The following is a 20,159-nucleotide window of genomic DNA, read 5'->3' on the forward strand; positions in this document are numbered from 1 at the left end:
CTCTCACTCGTTGACAATGAGCGACATGATGCGCTCCTGGCTCGCATCGCCGGCGGCAAGTTCACCGACGAGAGCCCCTTCGTTCATGACGTAGACCCGGTCGCACATGCCGAGCAGTTCCGGCATTTCCGACGAGATCATGACCACGCCTTTGCCCTGCGCGGCGAGGTCGTTGATGATGGTGTAAATTTCATATTTGGCGCCGACGTCGATGCCGCGGGTCGGCTCGTCGAGGATCAGCACTTCCGGCGCGGTGAACAGCCATTTGGCCAGCACCACCTTCTGCTGATTGCCTCCGGAAAGGTTGACCGTTTTCTGGAACACCGACGGCGTGCGGATCGCCAGCGCTTCCCGGTATCTCTCGGCAACGCGGGTTTCCTCGTTGCGCTTGAGGATGGGCCCGGAAGAAACGCCGTTCAGGTTGGCAAGCGACGTGTTGAACCGGATCGTCTCGTCCAGAACCAGCCCGAGAGCCTTGCGGTCTTCAGTGACGTAGGAGATGCCGGCTGCAATTGCCCGGTCCACGGTGCTGACATCAATCGGCTGGCCCTTGAGCTTCACCGATCCGCTGATGTTACGGCCATAGGACCGGCCGAAGATGGACATGGCCAGTTCGGTTCGGCCCGATCCCATCAGCCCGGCAATGCCGACGACCTCGCCTGCCCGGACATTGAAGGAAGCGTTCTTGATCACACGCCGTTCGGAATGCTCGGGATGCCAGACGGACCAGTCCGTGACTTCCATCAGGACATCGCCCGGGGTTCGGCTGTGCTCCGGGAACCGGTGTGTCATGTCCCGGCCGACCATGTCGCGGACGATATCGTCCTCGCTCAAGCCTGCCTTGGCGTCGAGGTTCGACACGGTCATGCCGTCACGGATCACCGTAACGCTGTCCGCGACATACCGGACTTCGTTGAGCTTGTGCGAGATGATGATGCTGGTGACGCCCTGCGCCTTGAGTTCCAGCATGAGATCAAGCAGCTTGCGGCTGTCGTTTTCCTGCAGCGCCGCGGTGGGCTCGTCCAGGATCAAGAGCTTGACGTCCTTCGACAGGGCCTTGGCGATTTCGACAAGCTGTTGCTTGCCGACGCCGATGGAGTCGACCTTGGTCGTCGGGGCCTCCGAAAGACCGACCTTGGCGAGCAGTTCCTCTGTCCGCTGGTTGGTTTTCCGCCAGTCGATCACGCCCTTGCTGGCGCATTCGTTGCCCAGGAAGATGTTTTCGGCAATCGAAAGCTGCGGCACCAGGGCAAGTTCCTGGTGAATGATGATGATGCCCTGCTTTTCACTGTCCGATATGCCGGAGAACCGGGCCGGTTCGCCTTCAAAAACAATCTCGCCGTCATATTGACCGTGCGGATAGACGCCGGACAGAACCTTCATCAGTGTGGATTTGCCTGCGCCATTCTCGCCGACGACGGCGTGAATTTCGCCCTTCTGGACATCCAGATTGACCCGGTCCAGCGCCTTCACGCCGGGAAAGGTCTTGCTGATGTTCTGCATGGAAAGGAGTGCCATCGACCCCGTTCTCCGAATTCCGAGGAAAGACCCGCCCACCGAGCCGGACAATCAGGGTCCGGGTCCATTCCGCTCTCCCAGGATTGCGAGGAAGAGCGGAATTGCCGTGTCGATGGGTGGTAAGTGCTGCCGGACCAGCGGAAGATCAATCGGATGGGATCGATCCTCCTGAAGCTGATCACGTCCAAAGTGGCGGAGCATCCGGTGTGCGCTCGGTTGAACGCAGGATGCTCCGGGGTGTTGTCGTTCTTATTTGACCTGGTCTGCAGTGTAGTAACCGCTGCCGATCAGGATCTCTTCCCAGTTGCTGGCGTCGACGGAAACCGGCTCCAGCAGGTAGGACGGAACAACCTTCACACCGTTGTCGTAAGTGGTGGTGTCGTTGATTTCCGGCTCGCCGCCACCCAGCAGGGCATCAACCATGCCGACAGTGACACGGGCAAGTTCACGGGTATCCTTGAAAACGGTCGAGTACTGCTCGCCGGCCAGGATCGACTTCACGGACGGGACTTCGGCGTCCTGACCGGTGACGATCGGCATCTTCAGATCGCCGGAACCGTAGCCGACACCCTTGAGCGAGGACAGGATGCCGATGGACAGGCCGTCATACGGGCTGAGAGCGCCGTGCAGCTGCTTGTCGGTGTAGTGAGCGGACAACAGGTTATCCATGCGAGACTGCGCAACTGCACCGTCCCAACGCAGCGTACCGACGGTATCCATGCCCATCTGGCCGGACTGGATGACGATCGTGCCATCGTCGATCAGCGGCTGCAGAACGGACATCGCACCGTCGTAGAAGAAGTAGGCGTTGTTATCGTCCGGAGAACCGCCAAAGAGTTCGACATTGTAAGGGCCGTCGCCGAACCGCTCTTTCAAGCCGTTCACGAGAGACGTTGCCTGCTGCACGCCGACCTTGAAGTTGTCGAAAGTCGCGTAATAGTCGACGTCGCCACTGTCACGGATCAAGCGGTCGTATGCGATGACCTTGATGCCGGATGCTGCTGCATTTTCAAGAGCGTTGGAAAGCGTGGTGCCGTCGATGGCGGCGATCACCAGAACGTCCACACCCTTGGTGATCATGTTTTCGATCTGGGCGAGCTGGTTCGGAATATCGTCTTCTGCGTACTGCAGGTCTGCTTCATAGCCGGCTTCGGTGAACTGCTCGACCATGGAATTGCCGTCGGAGATCCAGCGTGCCGAAGATTTCGTCGGCATGGCGATGCCGATGGAGCCTTTGTCCTGGGCCATTGCCGCGCCGGTCAGCGCCACGCCGGACATAAGGGTTGCTGCTGCCGCTACCGCGACAAGCGCCTTGGAAACAAATTTCATATCGTCCTCCCGGACCGGATCCCAGCCGGCCCAATTCAGTCACAGGCATTCACGGGTTGATGCCGGGGAGTACAAAATGGAAAAGTAACATGACGGTCAAATTATTATTGATTATCATTACATACCTTAATTGATATGAAATAACGGAAATCGGCCATGAGCTTGGACTTGCTGCGGCGGGGAATGAAAATCTCCCACTTGCGATTGCTCGCGGAGCTTGCAAAACACACTCGCCTCACCGACGCAGCAAGCGCTCTCGGCATGTCGCAACCGGCCGCTTCGCGTCTGATTTCCGAAGTTGAGCGCGTGGCGGAAGCCGACATTTACGTGCGATCGGGCCGCGGAATCGAGTTGACCGACATCGGCCACAAACTAGCCGAACGCTGTGTGCGCATTCTGCAGGAGTTTGCCGATGCGGGGCGCGATATCGAACAGCACAAGTCCGGCCAGAGCGGGCACGTCAGCATCGGGTCGGTGACGGGCCCTGCAATCGAATATGTCCTGCCCGCGATACGTCACGTGCGCCTCAGCTACCCGGATATTTCCATTTCGGTGGAAGTCGGTCCCAGTCTCGATCTGGCACCGATGCTGGAGGACGGGCGGCTCGACTTTTCCCTCAGCCGCGTGCCGGTGGATGAAGATCCGGACCTGTTCGAGGAACGCCCTCTCCTTCGCGAGCCTGCCTGTCTGGTCGCCCGGACGGATCATCCGCTGACCCGCCTCGCAGCACCTGTGCCTGCAGAAGCCCTATTGGGTTTTGACTGGGTGCTTCCTCCTGTTGGCGCCCCGATCCGCACCACGACGGAACAGGCATTGCGCGACAAGGGGCTTGGTCTGCCCACCAAGGTGCTGACGACGTCTTCGTTTCTGTTCACGGTTACGACTGTGCAGCGTACCAACGCGATTGCCGCTGTTGCCCAATCGGTTGCCTCAAGCTTTGCTGAAAATGCAGATGGAAGCCCGGGCACGATCACGGCCCTTGAAAGCGATCTCACCTTGTCGGTTGAGACCTATTCCTTCCTGACCCGAAAAGGCCAGGTTCTGACGCCCGTAGCCCGGATCGTGGCACGTGAAGTCCTGCGGGCAATCACGGGCGAAACGATACTCGCGTGATTGCGGATCGCAAGCCGAAGTGATGCAACGTCTTGAAAAACTTGACAAACTGTAGAGGAAGAGTGGTGCCCAGAGCCGGAATCGAACCAGCGACACGCGGATTTTCAATCCGCTGCTCTACCAACTGAGCTATCTGGGCGTGCCTTGCAAGTGGTCCGGGGCGAGCCCCGTTCGCTGAAAGCCCGGTCCTTATAGAGGCTCCCTGAAACCTTGTCCAGCACCCCGGCAAAGTTTTTTGCCGAACGGCCTCACCTCACCTGTTGAAAACTTTCAGCCCCACTAACCTTCTGAAAAACAATATCTTTCCCGAGCCTGACCAAAATCGTTTCGTACTGTGTCACATATATCTCGGCTTCTGTCGCAACAAGGCACGTGGTCGGAGGCTCTCTGGCCCACAGTCAAGTCATCACCTCTATCCTGCGGTACGCACCCGATCTCCCCCAAATACTGACGTGCAAACGAAAGAAGCGCGCCACGAATGGCGCGCTTCTGACAGTCATCAACGATCCTGTAGATCTTATTTTACGGTGATCCGGTCGTCTGTATATGCTGAGTAACCGTTCTTGCCCGCAAGATAGTCGGAAACCACATCGGCCAGGTCCGGTCCGAAGTCATAGGCGTTCATGCCGTTGGTCGCGAAGATCTTGTAGCCGTCGCCGCCACCGCGCATGTAGTTGTTGGACACCACGCCATAGACCTTTTCCGGATCCAGCGGGACGTAGCTGTCGCCTTCCATCACCATGACATCGGAGATCCGCTCCCCGGCAGGTTTGGTCTTGTCGAAGGAATACTTAAGACCGGCGACTTGCGGGAAACGGCCCGCGCCCTCTTCCACCTGGCTGACACCGTTTTCCAGAGCCGCGATCACATCGGAACCCTTGAGTTCGAAAGTGGACAGCGTGTTCTGGAACGGCAGCACCGTCAGGACTTCGCCCTTGGTGATCTCACCGGCGTCGATGGAGGCACGCAGACCACCGCCGTTCTGGATGGCGATCTGGACACCCTGGCCCTTGACGCGATCAAGCATGGCATCTGCGACCAGGATCCCCATTTCGCAAGCCTGGGCCCGGCAGACTTCCCGGTCGGCGCCGATGGGAGCATCGGCCTGGGCAACGACTTCCTTGCGGATTTCGTCGAGCGGTTCGGCGAGTTCCTTGATGCGGGAAACAAGTTCCGGATTTTCGACGATGGTGTTGTCGATGATGATCGGCTCACCGGCAGCTTCCGTGATGACGCCATTGTCGTCAAAGGTCACGTTCAGCTCGCCCAGGAACTTGCCGTAGGCGTAGGCCTGAACGACGGCGGTCGGCGTTCCATCCGGACCGTCGATCATGGTCGGATACGGGCCTTCGGCATCGTCCGACGTGTTGGACAGGTAAGTGTTGGAGTGGCCGCCGACAATCACGTCGATGCCAGGTGCCTTGGCAGCAACTTCCTTGTCGACGTTATAACCGGAGTGGCTGAGGACGATGATCTTGTTGACGCCTTCGGCAGCAAGTTTCTCCGCTTCGCGGGTTACGGCTGCAACCGGATCGGTGAAGGAAATATTCGCGCCGGGGCTGGCCAGTTCATCGGTGTCTTCCGGCGTCAGGCCGATCAGGCCGATCTTCTCACCGCCGCGTTCGATGACGATCGAAGGCTTCAGCACGTCGGCAAGCTGAGGCTCCTTCGATACATCCGCGTTGGACATCAGAACCGGAAACTCGACCGCATCCATGAACCCGCGCAGGACTTCAGGTCCATCATCAAATTCATGGTTGCCGACGGTCATTCCGTCGTAGCCGAGCTTGTTCATGAACTCGGCCGCAGCCTTGCCCTTGTAATAGGTATAGAACAGCGTGCCCTGGAACTGGTCACCACCGTCGACGAGGATCGTGTTGTTGCTGGCCGCGCGGCGATCCTTGATGATCGTGTCGAGGCGCGCCGTGCCACCGAAGCATTTGCCTTCTGCATTGTCCTCTTCACCGCAGGTCGAATCGTACTTGTTGATCGGCTCGATACGGCTGTGGAAGTCGTTGGTATGCAAGATCGTCAGCGAATAATCGGCATAGGCTGCCGTCGACAGTGCCGTGGTCACGGACAGCACTGCGGCGCTCAGAAAACGTTTTTTCATCGGACCCTCGCCCTTGGATAGGTTGGTTATGCCGTATCAGGAACGAGACGCCTGACGCCGGCTTCCCGGTGTTCTTAAAAACCCCGTACGCCCCTCAACAAAAGGCATCAACCCTACCGGACAAAACCGGAATTCAGGGCGTCAGGATCGCCGGTATAAAAAGATCTTGGTGCAGTTTTATGACAGCTGCAAGTGTTTGGCGGCATGAAACTGAAAAAAATTTTGCTGGATAAATATTTTTGCAGCGCTGCCTAAAAATAGCTCAATCCCGCCAACTCTGCCGAGCCAAGTTCCGTGGCAGCCGGCTGAACAGGCAAATGGCAAGGCTTCCCGAAAACTCCGGTGGCGGGCGGTTTTCAGGGACTTTTGAGAAGATTTTCAGGAGAGGAGCACTGAGGCGCCGAGTTCTGCCTGGAATACCGGCAAGGCCTTCGCACCTGCTTCGCCGGCAAACGAACCGGCGGATCACATGGCGCACCAGGACCTGTCAGGAGCGGTCTTCGTCCGGGAAATTGCTCTCGTCGATATCGTCGGTTTCCACCACGGGTATGGTGTACCCCTCGGAGAACCAGCGGTTCAGATCGATCTTGGCGCAGCGATCCGAGCAGAACGGATAATCGTCCGGCGTCGACAATTTCGAGCAGATTGGACAGGGGCGCATGCGCCGTTCGGGTTTCTGGCTTTCGGCCATTTCACTCTCCGGATTTCTGCTTCGCGCCAACTGCTGAAAAGGCAGCCGGTGATGGATCATCGGCTTGCCGAACACGATCTCGACAGCTTCAGGCTGCCGCTGTCGCCCAGCCCTGATGCACAGGGTATCCGGCTGAACTCAGCAGGTTCGCGGTTTCCACCAGGGGCAGTCCAACCACCGCCGGGTAGGACCCGACCAGTTTGACGACAAAACTTCCCGCGAGCCCCTGAATGGCATATCCGCCTGCCTTGCCACGCCACTCGCCGGAGGAAATATAGTCGTCCATGTCCTTGCGCGTCAGGCGTTTGAACCGCACGCGGGTTTCGACAAGCTTGGAACGGACCTTGCCGTTTGCCTCTGCAACGGCCACCCCGGTGAACACCCGATGGCCACGGCCTGACAGGAGAGACAGGCACATGAGCGCCTGATCGGTCAGCTCCGCCTTGGGCAGGGCCCGGCGACCGACCGCAACCACGGTATCGGCAGCCAGCACCACACTGTCCTGCATCGCTTCGGACGCATCGGCCATCTGACGAACGGCTTCAGCCTTTGCACGTGCAAGGCGCAGCGCAAGACTGCGCGGTGTTTCATGCTTCTTCGGCGTTTCGTCGATATCGGCCGGCAGGAGGTGATCCGGCTCCAGTCCGATCTGCTGCAGCAGCGCGAGGCGGCGCGGCGAAGCGGAGGCCAGGATCAACTGAGGGGCATTGGTCATCTAAGAGCGAGCCTTGCAGCCGGGGTCACCTTGAAGGATCCGCTTACTTGAAGCGGTAGGTGATCCGCCCCTTGGTAAGATCATACGGGGTCATTTCGACAAGAACCTTGTCGCCCGCCAGTACGCGGATACGGTTCTTGCGCATACGCCCTGCCGTGTGGGCAATAATTTCGTGATCATTTTCCAGTTTTACGCGGAACGTCGCGTTCGGCAACAGTTCTGTTACGACGCCCGGAAACTCCAGAGCTTCTTCTTTGGCCATTTGATATCCTGAATAAAGCGGGCCCTGCCCGCGGGTGCCGGGGAAACTAACGGATTAGCGGCAGAAAGTGAACCTTTCTTTCCACCGCTATGCAAAGAAACTGCCAGATCCTATGCATCACCCCCTGCGATCGCCATTTCCTGCCGGATTTACGCCGGAAAACCCGGAATTTTCCTGCTGTTCACGCCACTCATCTTCAAGAATTGCGTAATAGAACTCTTCATCCCAGCCACCCTTGAACAGGGCATGCTCGCGAAAATGGGCCTCCCTGCGCATGCCCAGGCGTTCCATCACTCCCCAGGACGCATTGTTGTGGGCGTCGCAGCTGGCGAATATGCGGTGCAGTCCGAGATCCTCGAACCCCATGCGCAGCAGCGCGCGGCCAGCCTCCGTGGCAAAGCCCCTGCCCTGATATTGGGGGTTCAATGTGAACCCGATCGTGCCCTGGCGCGCTTCCACGTTCGTCACCTTCAGCGAAACGTCACCGATGACACCACCGTCCTTCCTTTCCTCTACCGCGAAGGCCAGTGTCCCTTCACCATCCAGGCACTTCATGTCCGCCCATTTGGTCAGTTTCGACCGGATTTCCTCCAGGCTTCGTGGTTCCCAGAACTGGAAACGAGCAACCTCCGGCAGAGACTGGTAGGCATGGAGTGCCTCCGCATCGCCTGGCTCCATGGGACGCAGTACCAACCGGTCCGTCAGAACCGGGGACGTGATTTCGAATTTCATCTTGTTCCTTCAGGTTCAGCCGCTTGGCGGCGGCGCCCAGTCCAGGCGCTTCTTGATGCGCATCATGAGCTGATCGCGCACTGCCCGGTATTCGCCCAGGATCTGCTCCCGGCTGCCGGTGGCAAGGGTCGGGTCGAGAGTCGGCCAGTATTCCACCTCGACCGATTCCGTTCTCGTCATGTCGAGCGCCTTGTGGTGCGCCTCGGGAGCGAGAGTGACCACAAGATCGAACCCAGATTCGTCCAGATCCTCGAATGTCTTCGGCGTGTGCCGGCTCATGTCGACGCCTATTTCCGCCATGACCGCGTCCACGAACGGGTCAACCTTGCCGGAACGGACACCGGCGGAACGCACATAAATCTGGCCGGGAAAGAGTTTGGCCGTCAGAGCCTCGGCCATGGGCGAGCGTACGGAATTCATTCCGCAGGCAAAAAGCACCGCAGTCGGACGCATGCCCGGCCCGGCCATATCCGTCAGCCCTTCCAGTGCAAGGCGTAAACGAGGGTAAACAGCCGTCGTGCCGTCTGCATGTCGACTTCTATCTTCCCTTCCAGCCGCTCCATCAAAATGGCAGAACCTTCGTTGTGCACCCCGCGCCGCCCCATGTCGATCGCCTCGATCTGGCTCGGTGTCGCGTGGCGGATAGCCTCGTAATAGCTTTCGCAGATCAGGTCGTAGTCCTTGACGATCTTGCGCAGCGGAGACAGTGACAAAACATGAGTGACGACTTCCTTGTCGTCATCGGTCCTGATCCGGAAAACCAGCTTCTTTTCGATTACCGACAGGTTGAGAACATAGCTCGCAGGCGGATGCCCGACGGGCTGAAACGCGTTTTCCTCAATCAGGTCGTAGATCGCAACAGCACGGTCATGCTCCACTTCCGGTGTGGACCGGGCGATAGAGGCTTCGTCCAAAACCACATCAATCAGCTTTCCGCCGGTTTGTTGCGGTTCGGGATCCGGGTGCGGTTCGCTCATCTGGTCGAAGCCTCTTCTTCAAATCGGGAGCTATAAATTCAGTCTGATGGAAACAGAGCGCGCGTGCGCCGACAACCCCTCTGATTCACCAAGAGCGATTGCCGCCGGCCCGAGCTGACGCAGATTATCCGCATTGCATTTCAGGATCGAGGTGCGTTTGACGAATTCCAGCACGCTCAGACCCGACGAAAAGCGAGCCGACCGCGCGGTCGGCAACACATGATTGGAGCCGCCGACATAGTCGCCAATGGCTTCAGGCGTATAATGGCCCAGGAACACGGCGCCCGCGTTGCGCACCTTCTTCAGCAGCGCTTCCGGATCGGCAACGGCAAGTTCCAGGTGTTCGGGAGCAATTCGGTTGGCTAGCGGCATTGCCGCCTCCAGATCGTCCACCAGGATGATTGCTCCGTAATCCTGCCAGCTGGCACGGGCAACATCTTCGCGCGGCAACGTTTTCAACTGCGCTTCGACGACAGCTTCCACCTGGTTCGCAAGATCTTCGCTGTCGGTAATAAGGATCGACTGCGCAGCGGTATCGTGTTCGGCCTGTGCCAGCAGATCGGCAGCAAGCCAGTCGGCATTGTTGCCACTGTCGGCCAGGATCAGCACTTCGGACGGGCCCGCGATCATGTCGATGCCGACCGTTCCGAAGACACGGCGCTTGGCAGCCGCCACAAAGGCATTGCCCGGACCGACGATCTTGGCGACCGGAGCAATGGTCTGCGTTCCATAGGCGAGAGCAGCAACGGCCTGTGCACCGCCAATACGATAGATTTCCGTGACACCGGCAATTCTGGCGGCAGCCAGCACCAGCGGGTTCAACACCCCGTCCGGGCTCGGAACCACCATGACGATGCGTTCCACGCCCGCGACCTTGGCCGGCACGGCATTCATCAGAACCGAACTCGGGTAGCTTGCGGTACCACCGGGCACATAGATGCCGACAGCCTCGACAGCGGTCCAGAGCGAACCGAGTTCCACGCCGATGGGATCGGCATAGCGGTCGTCCTTCGGCATCTGGCGGGCATGGTGGGCGTGAATGCGGTCGTGGGCAAGCTGCAGGGCGTCCAGCGTCTCCTGCGGCACCTTTGCAAGCGCGGCATCAATTTCTGCGGCGGACACCGTCAGTTCGGCCATGCTCTCGGTCTGCAGCCGGTCGAACCTTGCCGTATAGTCGAGGACTGCCTTGTCGCCTTCCGTGCGAACACGCTCGAGTATGTCCCGGACGATCTGGTCGACATCCTCCGACACTTCCCGTTTGCCGGAAAGGAGAGCCTTGAACTGGTCTTCAAAGCGGGCGTCGTTGATGTTAAGGCGTAGAACCACGCAATTCTCCATCATGTGCGGTGCCTTGCACCGTCTGTCATTCCGTGCGGGCGGTCAGCTGAGGTCGTGTTGCGGCAGGTTCGGCGTGGACCATGCGGCGCCCAGGTCCGACAGTTGCGCCTCGATGCAGTCCACCTCGAGCGCAAGGCTGCCGCCACCTGCAAAAGCGAGCTGGATCGTGCCGGCCGGCTCTTCGCCCGGCTCGAAGGTCACGGCGAGCAATTCCAGGACGGCACCCTTGGCCTTTTGGTTGATGTTCTGTGCCTTCATGGCCTTGACCTGCGCAAAGGCCAGCGCCGTGCGGCGGCGCTCATGTTCTTTCGATCGCTTGTCGGCTTCCTTGTCCCACACGAACCGGTTCAACACGAACACGGCCTTCTGCTCCTTCGGCAGATAGCGCATATCCGCGATGGTGATCACCGCGTCCTGCAGATGGGCGGAAAGAACCTGAAGGTCTTCCTGGTCAAGGGCGGCAAGTTTCAGCTGGTCCATTTGCTCTTGTTCTGATCCGGTCATGCGTTGTCTGGCAGGACGCATATAAGCGACTTTCTGCCCGGTCCCAAGGCTGTTGCCTAATGGGGAATAACGGTTTTGGCAATCTCCAATGCCCTGAAACATGCCTCGCGGCATCGTGGAGCCCTCAAGGGCCTTCATCCACCCGCTGGCGCAGATCCGCCTTGACCTCGTCCAGCGATGCAATCCGCCGGAAGATCCGACGGCCCAGCCAGAGCCCGAACACAAGCAAGAAGAAGCCCAGAGACGGCCCGTAGGGCGCCGGAACAAGGACAACAGCGAACAGTGCCGCAAAGGCAAAGGCCAGCTGGACCAAAAACCGGATTGTCTGTGCATTCATGCAGTCGCTCCAACATCGTCCCGCAGGTTTTCCCGGCGTCGATTTGTTATCACCTGCCATCTGCCTTCCGTCTTGCAATCAGGGCACGCATTCTGGAAAGTGACGCCAGCACATCAGGGCGATACCCTACCATCACACGAACGCACGGGCACGTAATGCTGAAACGATCCACCTGCCTCGGCCTGCTGGCAGGCAGTCTGCTTCTTTTCCAGACGCCGATGGATGTCCAGTCACAGGATTTTACCGAGAAGGTTCTGGGTGAGACCATATATGTCCCGGCCTATTCGCGGGTCTTTTCCCATCCGAACAGGTCCGACCTTCTGGCGGCAACACTTGCCATCCACAATGTCGACCCTGAAGCCACCATAACGTTGCAGCAGGTCGATTATCACAACGAGGATGGCACCTTGCTGCGCACTCTCCTGGATGCGCCGGTGGACCTTGCGCCCCTGCAGTCCAAAACAGTGCTGATCCCGATCAACGACACCTCTGGCGGCGTCGGGGCGAATTTCCTGCTCGTGTGGTCGTCGGATAGCGGTGCCCTCAGCCCCATCGCAGAAGCCATCATGACCAGTGGCAGCGGCGGTCCCGGCCCCTCTTTCACGTCACGAGGTCGGGTGATCAAGCGGCAAACGGCGGAGTAGATTTCGCGAAAAATGCATTACATGAGGTGCGGCGCAGTCCACGCCGCCCATGCTTTCACACCGTAATTCGACGGCTTTATCAGGCCGAGATGCGCTCGATCTTCGCGCCGCAGCGGGTCAGCTTGTCTTCCAGACGCTCAAACCCGCGGTCGAGGTGATAGACACGGCTGACCGTCGTTTCGCCTTCTGCTGCCAGACCGGCAATAACCAGCGAGACGGACGCCCGCAGATCCGTTGCCATGACCGGAGCACCGCGCAGGGTCGAGACGCCTTCGATCATTGCCGTGCGGCCGTCCACATGGATCTGGGCACCGAGGCGGGCCAGTTCCTGCACGTGCATGAACCGGTTTTCAAAAATGGTTTCGGTAATACGGCTCGTGCCGCCGGCCTTCGTCATCAGGGCCATGAACTGGGCCTGCAGGTCGGTCGGAAAGCCCGGGAACGGTTCGGTGGTGATATCCACCGGCTGGATGCCGTTGCCGTTGCGGTAAACCTTGATGCCCTCGGCGGTCTGCGTAATGTCCGCACCGGTCTGGCGAAGTGTCTCGAGCGCCGTTTCCAGAAGGTCCGAACGGGCGCCTTGCAACAGAACGTCACCACCGGTCATGGCAACAGCCATGGCATAGGTGCCTGTTTCGATCCGGTCCGGAACAACCGCGTGATGCGCACCATGAAGGCGCGGCACACCCTGGATGCGGATAGTCGATGTGCCTTCACCCTCAATCTTCGCGCCCATGGCCTTCAGGCACTTGGCAAGATCGACGACTTCCGGCTCACGCGCGGCATTGACGATTTCCGTCTCGCCACTGGCCAGCGTCGCCGCCATCATGATTGTGTGGGTTGCACCGACGGAAACCTTCGGAAACTCGACGCGAGCACCTTTCAGCCCACCCGGAGCCTTGACGATGACATAGCCTCCGTCGATCTCGATCTCGGCGCCGAGCGCTGCCAGACCGTCGATGAAGAAGTCTACCGGCCGCGTGCCGATTGCACAGCCGCCAGGCAGCGAGACCCGCGCCTCATGGCTGCGGGCAACCAGCGGGCCGATTACCCAGAAGCTGGCACGCATCTTGGAAACCAGCTCATAAGGAGCGGTCGTGTCGACGATTTCACGGGCGGTCAGGTTCAGCGTCTGTCCGGCAAGGTCATCCTGGCCGCTACGCTTGCCGTTCACCGAGTAATCAACCCCGTGATTGGACAGGATCTGCATAAGCTGGGCAACGTCGCGAAGGCGCGGCACATTCGACAGCGTCAGGGTCTCATCCGTCAGGAGCGATGCGATCATCAGCGGCAGTGCCGCATTCTTCGCGCCGGAAATCGGAATGACACCATTCAGTTCCGCACCGCCAACGACCTTGATACTGTCCATGTTTTTCCCCGAACAGGACCGTGCTCGCCGCACGGCCATCCCTTTGCATACGTCAAGAAACTCACATCAAACGTGCGGTCTACACGCAAGTTATGGCCCATGCAAGGCGAGCAACCGGCTGCGACCGGGCATTTTTGGGGCGACACAGTCCTGCCGAACATCCGGCTGTTGGTCCTCAGTCGGCGTCCCGCGTCTTGGCAGCAGACTTGCGGCGGCGCAGATTGGCTCTCAGGGCTTCGGCCAGCCGGTCTTCGCGGGATTTCGCCCCGGCTTTGTCCGACGCCTTTTCGCCTGTCTGCTTGCCGGATTTTCCGCCGCCGCTTTCAGCGGACTTTTGCTGCTGGTCTTTTTCGCCCATGGCGTGCCTGTGTGATGATCCTGTGATTCATTTGTCTAGCAAGCTGCCCGCAGCTTGCCTAGGCATCTTGTGTCTTCCGCCTTGTTTGCCGCCTACCCTGCCAGCTTCAGCATCATTCGGTTTTCCCGTCGCTGCCCAAAACGTATCCGCGGCCATGCCGCCCCCCATCAGAGATAAGCATCATCGCGCCAAGAAGCCTGCACGCGGTGCAGAACCCCGCCTTCAGTCTTCCCTGTTCCCAAACTTCTGAATTCCCCGGATTCTGCTTCCACCGGCCTTTCGGCGAGAGCCTGTTTCCCCTCTCCCGAAAAGGCCAATCTGCTCTGCGCCTCGACCGGCAGGATTGCTTAATATCCACAGGCGAAACAGGGCCAAAAGCACCAGCTTTGCCGCGCCAACCCTTCAATCGTCCCGGCTTTGACGGGAGGGAGCAAATGACTGCGGAAAAAAATCCCAAAACACTGCTTGCGTCCCCGAAGGTCTTATGGCAAAAGCCCCCTCATTCCGGTCGGCACCGCTGATCGGCACCAGCACTTGCGTCTTGCAACTCAAGCTTATCAAGCAAAAAAGTTCGACGCCACGCCTGTCCCAAAGACAAGCCAGATGCTGCCGTAGCTCAGGGGTAGAGCACTCCCTTGGTAAGGGAGAGGTCGAGAGTTCAAATCTCTCCGGCAGCACCATTTCACATTTCTTCCCGCAAAAGACGCTAACACCCTGAATGGTAAGGCAATTTCTGGCGTTCTACAGTCCTCGTTTCGGGTGTATTCCAAGCGCTCATCAAAAACCAATCTGAAGACTGTTTTCAGTAACTCGACGGCGCATGGGCCTTCAAGGTTCTTCCTTACGTTCCATTGCCGGAATAACGCCGCAATGCTTGGTTTTATGGGGTAAAGCCCTAGCTAAGCTGCTTGCGAGCTTGTGAGGAAATGCCATGAATGAAAGCCAGACCAAATTGACTGCTGCGGAAGCAAAAGGCCTTCGCACTGCCAAGGAGCTTGAAGCTCATCTTGCTTGGCTTGAAACCTTCACACCTGCGGCGCTCGGCGTTCTGGCAATCGCTTCCGGTATCTACACCTACCTGGGTGTGTCCTCTCTGCTGGAGGATACGGGTGCGATGAGTTTCTTCGCGGCGGTGGCCTATTCCGTCGCCGTGTCAGTCGGGATTTTCGTATTCTGGAGCTACATGCTTCGGCTCATGCCTGCGATGCGCAGTGCGGCGGGTTTCATCGGACTTTCGGTTTCAATGCTTGTGGGGTCGGCTGCAATCATTGCCATGTCGAGCTGGCTCAACGCGGCTGCGCTTGCGGGATCGGCGGCTGTCGAACAACACCTGGATACGACAGTCCGTGACTACCAGGCGGCTTTGGAGCAGGCACATGAGATCGCCCTTTCGGGCCAGGCTCTCGGGCGCGAGGTTCAACGCGCCAAGGAAGCATTCGAAGCACTCGCCCAACAGGAACGCTCCGGCGAGCTCTCAGGCACAGCGGGTGAAGGCGCAGTCTTTCGAGTTCTGACGCAAAAAACAGAAGAGCTCCAGAACCTTGAGGAGCAGATTTCAGAACAAAAGCCACTGATCGACTCTGCCTTTGCCCGGGGCAACGAAATCCTTGGGCGCATGCGAGCCCTGACGGTTGCCCCCGGCCCGGTTGAACAAAGGTCGGTCGCGTTTTCGGAGGAAAGCGTGCGTCTTGCCGGCGTTATTGCAAACCTGAACCAGTACTCCGTTGCACCGCTCGTCGCTCGAGCAGCCGAGGACCTGCCTGCATCTGTTGTTCTTCCCGAACTTGACGGCCGAAACAGCAGCGTTCGAGACGCTCAATCAAGCACCATCGCATCCGTGTTGAACGCCCTCGACCAACGCAGCCAGACCCTGCGGCGCGCAGCCGATGAAGTGCTGGCGTTGGAGCCACCACAAGAGACGGCCTATAATCCGATCTCAAGCGCCGACGCTGTGATCAGGTACGCAGGCAACTTTGTCCCCTCATGGGCTGGTGCTATCGCGATCGACCTCCTGCCCGCCGTTCTGGTCTTTGTGGTCGCAATCACCCAGGCATCGATCCGTAGCGGCCGGGATGGGCTAAGCATCGAGGAAACCCTGACGCTCGCAGACCTCAAGGCAGCAATCAATGCGATGAAGGATGTTGAGGCTTCGATGGGGGCGGCAGACAAGGAAGTCTTGCGCCGTGTCGCAAATGCGGAAACTTCCGAGCCCGCAAACCTGAATGCCGCGGAGTAGCACGACGTGTTTTCCGAGCGCCTTGATACGTCGCGGATAACCATCCAGCGCAGCCTGAAGTGGGTTTTGGTCGCCCAGGCGATCCTGGCAGCCTTGTTGGTGCTCTCGCATCTGCAGGCTCAATGGACCCCGGGGGGTGGCGGCAACGATGCACTGCCGTCCGGACCCACGACACCCGGCGATCAGGTGAGACACTACGATCCATCTCGTAGCTTTCCCGACTTCATGCGGACACCTGCCCCGTCGACTTTCAAAATTCCGGGTGACATGCCTCCCAGGCTTCAGTTTGAAGTGATCGACAGGGGCGAATTGGGAGAAGCGATTTTCCTGAAGGGCCGGATCTCATCTGGAGACGCCGAACGCTTTACGAGCTTCCTGGCCAGCCTGGAAGAAGCCCCCAAAGTGGTTTCACTCCATAGCCCCGGAGGCAATGTGAGTGAGGCATTTGAAATTGGTCGTAGCCTGCGCGCAGCTGAGCTGGATACCACCATGCTGCCTGGTCTGGTGTGCCTTTCGTCGTGTCCTTACATTTTTGCAGCCGGTGTCAATCGTTCAGCCTCCAAGGATGCTGCCGTAGGCATGCATCAGCACTACTATGACACCCCCGGCTACATGCCTGTTTTCCTGGCGGTGGAAGAGATTCAGTACGGCCAGGGGGAAACGATGGAATACCTGATCGAGATGGGTATCGATCCAGGCCTGATGGTCCATTCTCTCAATACACCCCCCAAGGAAATCTACATCCTGGTTGAAGATGAGCTTCTCGGCACCCGGCTCGCGACGGAAATCCTGGACTGAGCGCCGTTCAGCAGAGGTCGGGTCTGAGCCCGCTCCAAAAGCTACAGATGCAATTGGCCCGTTGCAGTGAGCACAGCGGAACCGGTCAGCTCAACAGCGTCGGGGCGCACGAGAAGCCGAATATGGCTTTCCCTACCCATGGAAACTCCCTGTACGACCGTGAACGTTTCTTGTCCTCCAGCACCGCTGCGGTTGGCCAATAGCCACCCCAGTGGGCCTGCGGCGCTTCCTGTTGCCGGGTCTTCCCGAATGCCTACCGTTGGATTGAAGAAGCGAGCATAGGCTTCCCCTCTCTGTTCACCAGATGTCGTGAAAACATAACATCCTTGCGCACCGGCACGCTCCAACAACGGAAGAAGCATGGAGGCGTCAGGCTCCGCGCGGTCAACTTCGTCGCGGGAAACGAGCCTGACGAGCATATGCGCCGCACCCGTGGAGACCACAACCGCTTCCTGCGGCCCGAGGGCCGGTTCGCTCTTGTCGAGCCCCAGTGCTTCGGCAAGCGCCTGCAAGTCCCCGACATCGCCAATATGGCGCGGCATGGCCTGAGCCAGGGAGACAGTTGCCCGTCCATTTTCCCGTCCGATCGAAACTGGAAGAAGCTCGTCCCCCAGTTGCTGAACAAACGAGGTGCGTTCACCTAGTTGGCCCGTTTCTGCCAACCACCACCAGACACCTAGCGCGTTATGGCCGACACCAAACACTTCGTCTCCGGTCGGCGTGAACGATCTAATTCGAAAGTCCGCAGAAGCCTCTGTAGGCGTCAAGACAAATGATGTCTCCGATAAATTGAATTCGACGGCGATCGCGCGCATCGTGTGCTCGTCCAGGTCATCCGCGTCTGGAACCACAGCAAGAGGATTGCCGCGCAGCGGCCTCTCGGCAAACACATCAACGATCGCATACTGTTGAATTTTATTCGTTATATTCATTTGAGTTCCTCGCTGTTTCGCGAAGAATTCACTTGAACACGCAGGATTTAGCAATCTAATCTATTTCAACAGTATTGAGAAAAATTGTACATCAGATGCCACAACCGTCTCTAAAATCACTGCAAGCAGCGGAAGCTGTAGGCCGTTTAGGCAGTTTGTCGCGGGCGGCATCCAGCCTCAACGTGACGCCAAGTGCGGTGAGCCACCAACTACGTCTGCTTGAGGCGCAACTCGAGGTAACGCTGTTCGACAGGACGGATACGGGCTTGGTCCCCACCGCTAAAGGCAGGTTGCTTTTGCCAAAACTCACGGAAGGGTTTCAGGTGATTTCGGACGGGTTGGCCGAGATAAGCGCCAAGCCTCGACCCTTGCTTACCGTTTCGTGCGGTCTCGCTTTTGCCGCGCGTTTTCTGGTGCCGCGCCTGGTGAACTGGAACGCGGAACATCCGGATACAGAGATTAGGCTCGTCACCACCAGCCGACTGGTCGATTTCGATCGGGAAGGCATCGACATAGCCATCAGATTTGGCAAAGGCGAGTGGCCGGATGTGAAAACCGAAAAGATCGTCGACCAGTCGATCGAACTCGTCTGCACTCTTGGCCTCAGCAAAGCACTCCTGACCCAGGCAACAGCCTCCAAGGTTCCGCTCATAGTTGATGAGCAAAGCCTTGTTTCCTGGACCCAGTGGTCTTCCAGTGTAGGCCGCAAGCATCTCGATCCTTCGCGACACCCGGTGGTCCGCGTGCCTGACGCGTCACTATCGTACGAGGCTGCTGTTTCCGGTCAGGGCCTGTGGCTGGCTTGGCCCGTTCTGACGCGTGACGCCGTTGCCTCCGGCATTCTGGTGAGACCAGACATTCCGAGATGGGATGCAAATCTCGGATACTGGGCTGTATCGACAGCGTCGAGATGGCGCCGGCCTCAAGTCAGGAAATTTCGTGCCTGGCTGCACCAAACCTGCGCAGCGGCTGCCTGAGGCAGCAGGCATTTCGACAAACTGAAAATGTCACTGATCTCAATGTGCAGTGCCGATCAGCAAAAACGCGCAGGACACCATTCCGGATGCGGTCATGGCGCGCCTCATGTCTCAAGACCACTGTTCGGAGAGGCAACGACAAGAATGTCCACTTTGCTGACTGGCACTTGCATTGGCAAAAAACGCGTCGGCTGACAGAGACTGTCCAGGGACTGTCGTCAGCTTTCCGATGGCCACCCTGAAGCTGGCTTGGTCAGAGCAACAAGCGTTATTTGCCGGAAGAGACGTCGGCGACGCAGCGGTGGAGATGTCGCGCCAGCGTCGTTGCTGCTGCTTTCTCATCCTTGTGTTTCGGTCGAACCAGATGGAATGCGCCATCTGGAAACAGCGGTTGGTTCCGGAACACCGCGAGCTGCCCCTGCCGCAGCAGGTCGCTTGAATTTGAAACCCATCCCAGCATCACTCCCATCCCGGCAATCGCAGCCTGGGTGGCCTGAACGTAGTTGCTGAACGTCCGGTTGCCCTGCCCGCTTCCGGAAAGGCCCATAGCTTCGAAATATTGATCCCACCTCGGCCAGCATTCATCCTCAGCCTCGACATGCAATAAAGTCGCCTTTGCCAAATCGCCGTCGCCTGCGACCTTACCCAGGCAACCACCGAGGTGCTGGACAGTGGCCCTCTCCATTTCGCAGTGCGCGCGAGCAACTCTCCGGCCGGCATTTTTCCACCAACCTTGAAACAGGGGCATTTGCTGGTAGATGGAGCGATTTTGAACAACGTACCGGTCGACGCGATGCGGGACCGCGTCGGGTCGGGCCAGGTGATCGCGGTCGACGTCAATCCCCGCGAAGATCTGGTCGTCGATGCCTCCCTGGAACGGTTCGGCCCGCTTGATGTGTTGACCCGCCTGTTTTCGCGCCGGACGGAGAAGCTGCCAACCCTGCCTGAAATCCTAGTGCGTGCCGGCATTGTCGGCGGCATCGCCCACCGGGACCAAACCAAGGCGATGGCGGACCTCTTGATTGAACCTCCGGTGGGGCGCTTCCCCCTTATCGGCTATGGCCAGGCTCATACCATCGCCCAGGTCGGTCAGGATGCCGCGAGAGCGCGATTGAGCTGAACCGTTTCCTGTGCATGTTTCCGCTTTGAGTTTGAGCCCATCCCTTTAAGGAAACGAGCCCCGGAGAACAGAGAAAAAGCTTCTGGATTATGTAAG

The 20,159-nt window shown here is 58.7% G+C and carries 22 protein-coding genes, 2 tRNA genes and 1 pseudogene; 8 read left to right on the forward strand and 17 right to left on the reverse strand.

What is annotated here, in order from left to right:
- Nucleotides 1–3 precede the first annotated feature (3 nt).
- Entirely contained in the window at nucleotides 4–1,518 is a 1,515-nt protein-coding gene (gene mmsA, locus HEP89_RS00605) for a multiple monosaccharide ABC transporter ATP-binding protein (RefSeq protein WP_168691081.1), read from the reverse strand.
- Between the two features lie 249 nt (nucleotides 1,519–1,767).
- The gene (chvE, locus tag HEP89_RS00610) at nucleotides 1,768–2,847 is read right to left on the reverse strand and encodes a multiple monosaccharide ABC transporter substrate-binding protein (protein ID WP_022999981.1); all 1,080 of its coding nucleotides are present in this window, start codon (nucleotides 2,845–2,847) and stop codon (nucleotides 1,768–1,770) included.
- A gap of 156 nt (nucleotides 2,848–3,003) precedes the next feature.
- Here chvE and HEP89_RS00615 point away from each other — a divergent pair, with 156 nt between their 5' ends.
- A complete protein-coding gene (locus HEP89_RS00615; RefSeq protein ID WP_035908189.1) occupies nucleotides 3,004–3,960 on the forward strand; it encodes a LysR substrate-binding domain-containing protein in 957 nt (318 codons plus the stop codon).
- Between the two features lie 63 nt (nucleotides 3,961–4,023).
- On the opposite strand, the gene HEP89_RS00620 is transcribed toward HEP89_RS00615, so the two are convergent.
- From HEP89_RS00620 to HEP89_RS00670, 11 genes are all read right to left on the reverse strand, one after another.
- A tRNA-Phe gene (locus HEP89_RS00620) sits at nucleotides 4,024–4,099 on the reverse strand.
- Nucleotides 4,100–4,477: 378 nt separating this feature from the next.
- Entirely contained in the window at nucleotides 4,478–6,073 is a 1,596-nt protein-coding gene (locus HEP89_RS00625) for a bifunctional metallophosphatase/5'-nucleotidase (RefSeq protein ID WP_022999905.1), read from the reverse strand.
- Between the two features lie 487 nt (nucleotides 6,074–6,560).
- Nucleotides 6,561–6,764, reverse strand: coding sequence for a DNA gyrase inhibitor YacG (gene yacG, locus HEP89_RS00630; protein WP_031268946.1), 204 nt, complete (start codon nucleotides 6,762–6,764; stop codon nucleotides 6,561–6,563).
- Between the two features lie 88 nt (nucleotides 6,765–6,852).
- The gene (locus tag HEP89_RS00635) at nucleotides 6,853–7,479 is read right to left on the reverse strand and encodes a Maf-like protein (protein WP_006939342.1); all 627 of its coding nucleotides are present in this window, start codon (nucleotides 7,477–7,479) and stop codon (nucleotides 6,853–6,855) included.
- 43 nt (nucleotides 7,480–7,522) lie between these two features.
- Nucleotides 7,523–7,741 carry a translation initiation factor IF-1 gene (gene infA / locus HEP89_RS00640; RefSeq protein ID WP_006939340.1) on the reverse strand — a complete coding sequence of 73 codons (219 nt, stop codon included), beginning with the start codon at nucleotides 7,739–7,741 and terminating at the stop codon, nucleotides 7,523–7,525.
- Between the two features lie 117 nt (nucleotides 7,742–7,858).
- On the reverse strand, nucleotides 7,859–8,473 hold the full coding sequence (locus HEP89_RS00645; protein ID WP_168691082.1) for a GNAT family protein: 615 nt from the start codon (nucleotides 8,471–8,473) through the stop codon (nucleotides 7,859–7,861).
- A gap of 15 nt (nucleotides 8,474–8,488) precedes the next feature.
- A complete protein-coding gene (locus HEP89_RS00650) occupies nucleotides 8,489–8,941 on the reverse strand; it encodes an arsenate reductase ArsC (RefSeq protein ID WP_022999902.1) in 453 nt (150 codons plus the stop codon).
- Between the two features lie 5 nt (nucleotides 8,942–8,946).
- Entirely contained in the window at nucleotides 8,947–9,450 is a 504-nt protein-coding gene (locus HEP89_RS00655) for a UPF0262 family protein (protein ID WP_168691083.1), read from the reverse strand.
- 30 nt (nucleotides 9,451–9,480) lie between these two features.
- The gene (gene hisD, locus HEP89_RS00660) at nucleotides 9,481–10,788 is read right to left on the reverse strand and encodes a histidinol dehydrogenase (RefSeq protein WP_168691105.1); all 1,308 of its coding nucleotides are present in this window, start codon (nucleotides 10,786–10,788) and stop codon (nucleotides 9,481–9,483) included.
- 42 nt (nucleotides 10,789–10,830) lie between these two features.
- A complete protein-coding gene (locus HEP89_RS00665) occupies nucleotides 10,831–11,268 on the reverse strand; it encodes a DUF2948 family protein (RefSeq protein ID WP_168691084.1) in 438 nt (145 codons plus the stop codon).
- Between the two features lie 148 nt (nucleotides 11,269–11,416).
- Nucleotides 11,417–11,629 (reverse strand): hypothetical protein, encoded by a 213-nt coding sequence (locus HEP89_RS00670; protein WP_022999898.1) that lies wholly within the window; start codon nucleotides 11,627–11,629, stop codon nucleotides 11,417–11,419.
- Nucleotides 11,630–11,784: 155 nt separating this feature from the next.
- Here HEP89_RS00670 and HEP89_RS00675 point away from each other — a divergent pair, with 155 nt between their 5' ends.
- Nucleotides 11,785–12,273 (forward strand): DUF3124 domain-containing protein, encoded by a 489-nt coding sequence (locus HEP89_RS00675; RefSeq protein ID WP_168691085.1) that lies wholly within the window; start codon nucleotides 11,785–11,787, stop codon nucleotides 12,271–12,273.
- 79 nt (nucleotides 12,274–12,352) lie between these two features.
- On the opposite strand, the gene murA is transcribed toward HEP89_RS00675, so the two are convergent.
- Complete coding sequence (murA, locus tag HEP89_RS00680; protein WP_168691086.1) at nucleotides 12,353–13,642, reverse strand: UDP-N-acetylglucosamine 1-carboxyvinyltransferase; 1,290 nt, start codon at nucleotides 13,640–13,642, stop codon at nucleotides 12,353–12,355.
- 175 nt (nucleotides 13,643–13,817) lie between these two features.
- On the reverse strand, nucleotides 13,818–14,000 hold the full coding sequence (locus HEP89_RS00685) for a hypothetical protein (protein ID WP_168691042.1): 183 nt from the start codon (nucleotides 13,998–14,000) through the stop codon (nucleotides 13,818–13,820).
- 605 nt (nucleotides 14,001–14,605) lie between these two features.
- Between HEP89_RS00685 and HEP89_RS00690 the strand changes: the two genes are divergently transcribed.
- The 3 genes from HEP89_RS00690 to HEP89_RS00700 all read left to right on the forward strand — a co-directional run bounded on the left by HEP89_RS00690 (nucleotide 14,606) and on the right by HEP89_RS00700 (nucleotide 17,034).
- Nucleotides 14,606–14,680, forward strand: a tRNA-Thr gene (locus tag HEP89_RS00690).
- A 251-nt stretch (nucleotides 14,681–14,931) separates the two neighbouring features.
- Complete coding sequence (locus HEP89_RS00695) at nucleotides 14,932–16,236, forward strand: hypothetical protein (RefSeq protein WP_055658446.1); 1,305 nt, start codon at nucleotides 14,932–14,934, stop codon at nucleotides 16,234–16,236.
- A gap of 6 nt (nucleotides 16,237–16,242) precedes the next feature.
- Nucleotides 16,243–17,034 carry a hypothetical protein gene (locus tag HEP89_RS00700; RefSeq protein WP_077290508.1) on the forward strand — a complete coding sequence of 264 codons (792 nt, stop codon included), beginning with the start codon at nucleotides 16,243–16,245 and terminating at the stop codon, nucleotides 17,032–17,034.
- Between the two features lie 41 nt (nucleotides 17,035–17,075).
- Here HEP89_RS00700 and HEP89_RS00705 read toward each other — a convergent pair whose 3' ends face one another.
- Nucleotides 17,076–17,966, reverse strand: coding sequence for a PhzF family phenazine biosynthesis protein (locus tag HEP89_RS00705; RefSeq protein WP_077290509.1), 891 nt, complete (start codon nucleotides 17,964–17,966; stop codon nucleotides 17,076–17,078).
- 95 nt (nucleotides 17,967–18,061) lie between these two features.
- On the opposite strand from HEP89_RS00705, the pseudogene HEP89_RS29965 reads away from it, so the two are divergent.
- A pseudogene (locus tag HEP89_RS29965) lies at nucleotides 18,062–18,244 on the forward strand (LysR family transcriptional regulator); the annotation flags it as partial.
- Nucleotides 18,245–18,262: 18 nt separating this feature from the next.
- Nucleotides 18,263–18,943 carry a LysR substrate-binding domain-containing protein gene (locus tag HEP89_RS00710; RefSeq protein ID WP_228148056.1) on the forward strand — a complete coding sequence of 227 codons (681 nt, stop codon included), beginning with the start codon at nucleotides 18,263–18,265 and terminating at the stop codon, nucleotides 18,941–18,943.
- Between the two features lie 268 nt (nucleotides 18,944–19,211).
- Here the strand turns inward: HEP89_RS00710 and HEP89_RS00715 are convergent, their stop codons facing one another.
- A complete protein-coding gene (locus HEP89_RS00715) occupies nucleotides 19,212–19,565 on the reverse strand; it encodes a LysR substrate-binding domain-containing protein (protein WP_168691087.1) in 354 nt (117 codons plus the stop codon).
- 147 nt (nucleotides 19,566–19,712) lie between these two features.
- Here HEP89_RS00715 and HEP89_RS00720 point away from each other — a divergent pair, with 147 nt between their 5' ends.
- Nucleotides 19,713–20,063, forward strand: a complete 351-nt coding sequence (locus HEP89_RS00720) for a hypothetical protein (protein ID WP_168691088.1) — start codon at nucleotides 19,713–19,715, stop codon at nucleotides 20,061–20,063.
- Nucleotides 20,064–20,159: the final 96 nt, after the last annotated feature.

It is taken from the genome of Labrenzia sp. 5N (assembly GCF_012395805.1).
GTDB lineage: Bacteria > Pseudomonadota > Alphaproteobacteria > Rhizobiales > Stappiaceae > Roseibium > Roseibium algicola.

Excerpts from the sequence above, each read along its gene's own strand:
- HEP89_RS00670 (WP_022999898.1), bottom strand. The coding sequence starts at position 11,629 with ATGAATGCACAGACAATCCGGTTTTTGGTCCAGCTGGCCTTTGCCTTT.
- HEP89_RS00695 (WP_055658446.1), top strand. The coding sequence starts at position 14,932 with ATGAATGAAAGCCAGACCAAATTGACTGCTGCGGAAGCAAAAGGCCTT.
- HEP89_RS00650 (WP_022999902.1), bottom strand. The coding sequence starts at position 8,941 with ATGGCCGGGCCGGGCATGCGTCCGACTGCGGTGCTTTTTGCCTGCGGA.
- HEP89_RS00635 (WP_006939342.1), bottom strand. The coding sequence starts at position 7,479 with ATGACCAATGCCCCTCAGTTGATCCTGGCCTCCGCTTCGCCGCGCCGC.
- mmsA (WP_168691081.1), bottom strand. The coding sequence starts at position 1,518 with ATGGCACTCCTTTCCATGCAGAACATCAGCAAGACCTTTCCCGGCGTG.
- murA (WP_168691086.1), bottom strand. The coding sequence starts at position 13,642 with ATGGACAGTATCAAGGTCGTTGGCGGTGCGGAACTGAATGGTGTCATT.
- HEP89_RS00665 (WP_168691084.1), bottom strand. The coding sequence starts at position 11,268 with ATGGACCAGCTGAAACTTGCCGCCCTTGACCAGGAAGACCTTCAGGTT.
- hisD (WP_168691105.1), bottom strand. The coding sequence starts at position 10,788 with ATGGAGAATTGCGTGGTTCTACGCCTTAACATCAACGACGCCCGCTTT.
- HEP89_RS00705 (WP_077290509.1), bottom strand. The coding sequence starts at position 17,966 with ATGAATATAACGAATAAAATTCAACAGTATGCGATCGTTGATGTGTTT.
- HEP89_RS00655 (WP_168691083.1), bottom strand. The coding sequence starts at position 9,450 with ATGAGCGAACCGCACCCGGATCCCGAACCGCAACAAACCGGCGGAAAG.
- HEP89_RS00675 (WP_168691085.1), top strand. The coding sequence starts at position 11,785 with ATGCTGAAACGATCCACCTGCCTCGGCCTGCTGGCAGGCAGTCTGCTT.
- infA (WP_006939340.1), bottom strand. The coding sequence starts at position 7,741 with ATGGCCAAAGAAGAAGCTCTGGAGTTTCCGGGCGTCGTAACAGAACTG.
- HEP89_RS00625 (WP_022999905.1), bottom strand. The coding sequence starts at position 6,073 with ATGAAAAAACGTTTTCTGAGCGCCGCAGTGCTGTCCGTGACCACGGCA.
- HEP89_RS00645 (WP_168691082.1), bottom strand. The coding sequence starts at position 8,473 with ATGAAATTCGAAATCACGTCCCCGGTTCTGACGGACCGGTTGGTACTG.
- chvE (WP_022999981.1), bottom strand. The coding sequence starts at position 2,847 with ATGAAATTTGTTTCCAAGGCGCTTGTCGCGGTAGCGGCAGCAGCAACC.
- HEP89_RS00685 (WP_168691042.1), bottom strand. The coding sequence starts at position 14,000 with ATGGGCGAAAAAGACCAGCAGCAAAAGTCCGCTGAAAGCGGCGGCGGA.
- HEP89_RS00615 (WP_035908189.1), top strand. The coding sequence starts at position 3,004 with ATGAGCTTGGACTTGCTGCGGCGGGGAATGAAAATCTCCCACTTGCGA.
- yacG (WP_031268946.1), bottom strand. The coding sequence starts at position 6,764 with ATGGCCGAAAGCCAGAAACCCGAACGGCGCATGCGCCCCTGTCCAATC.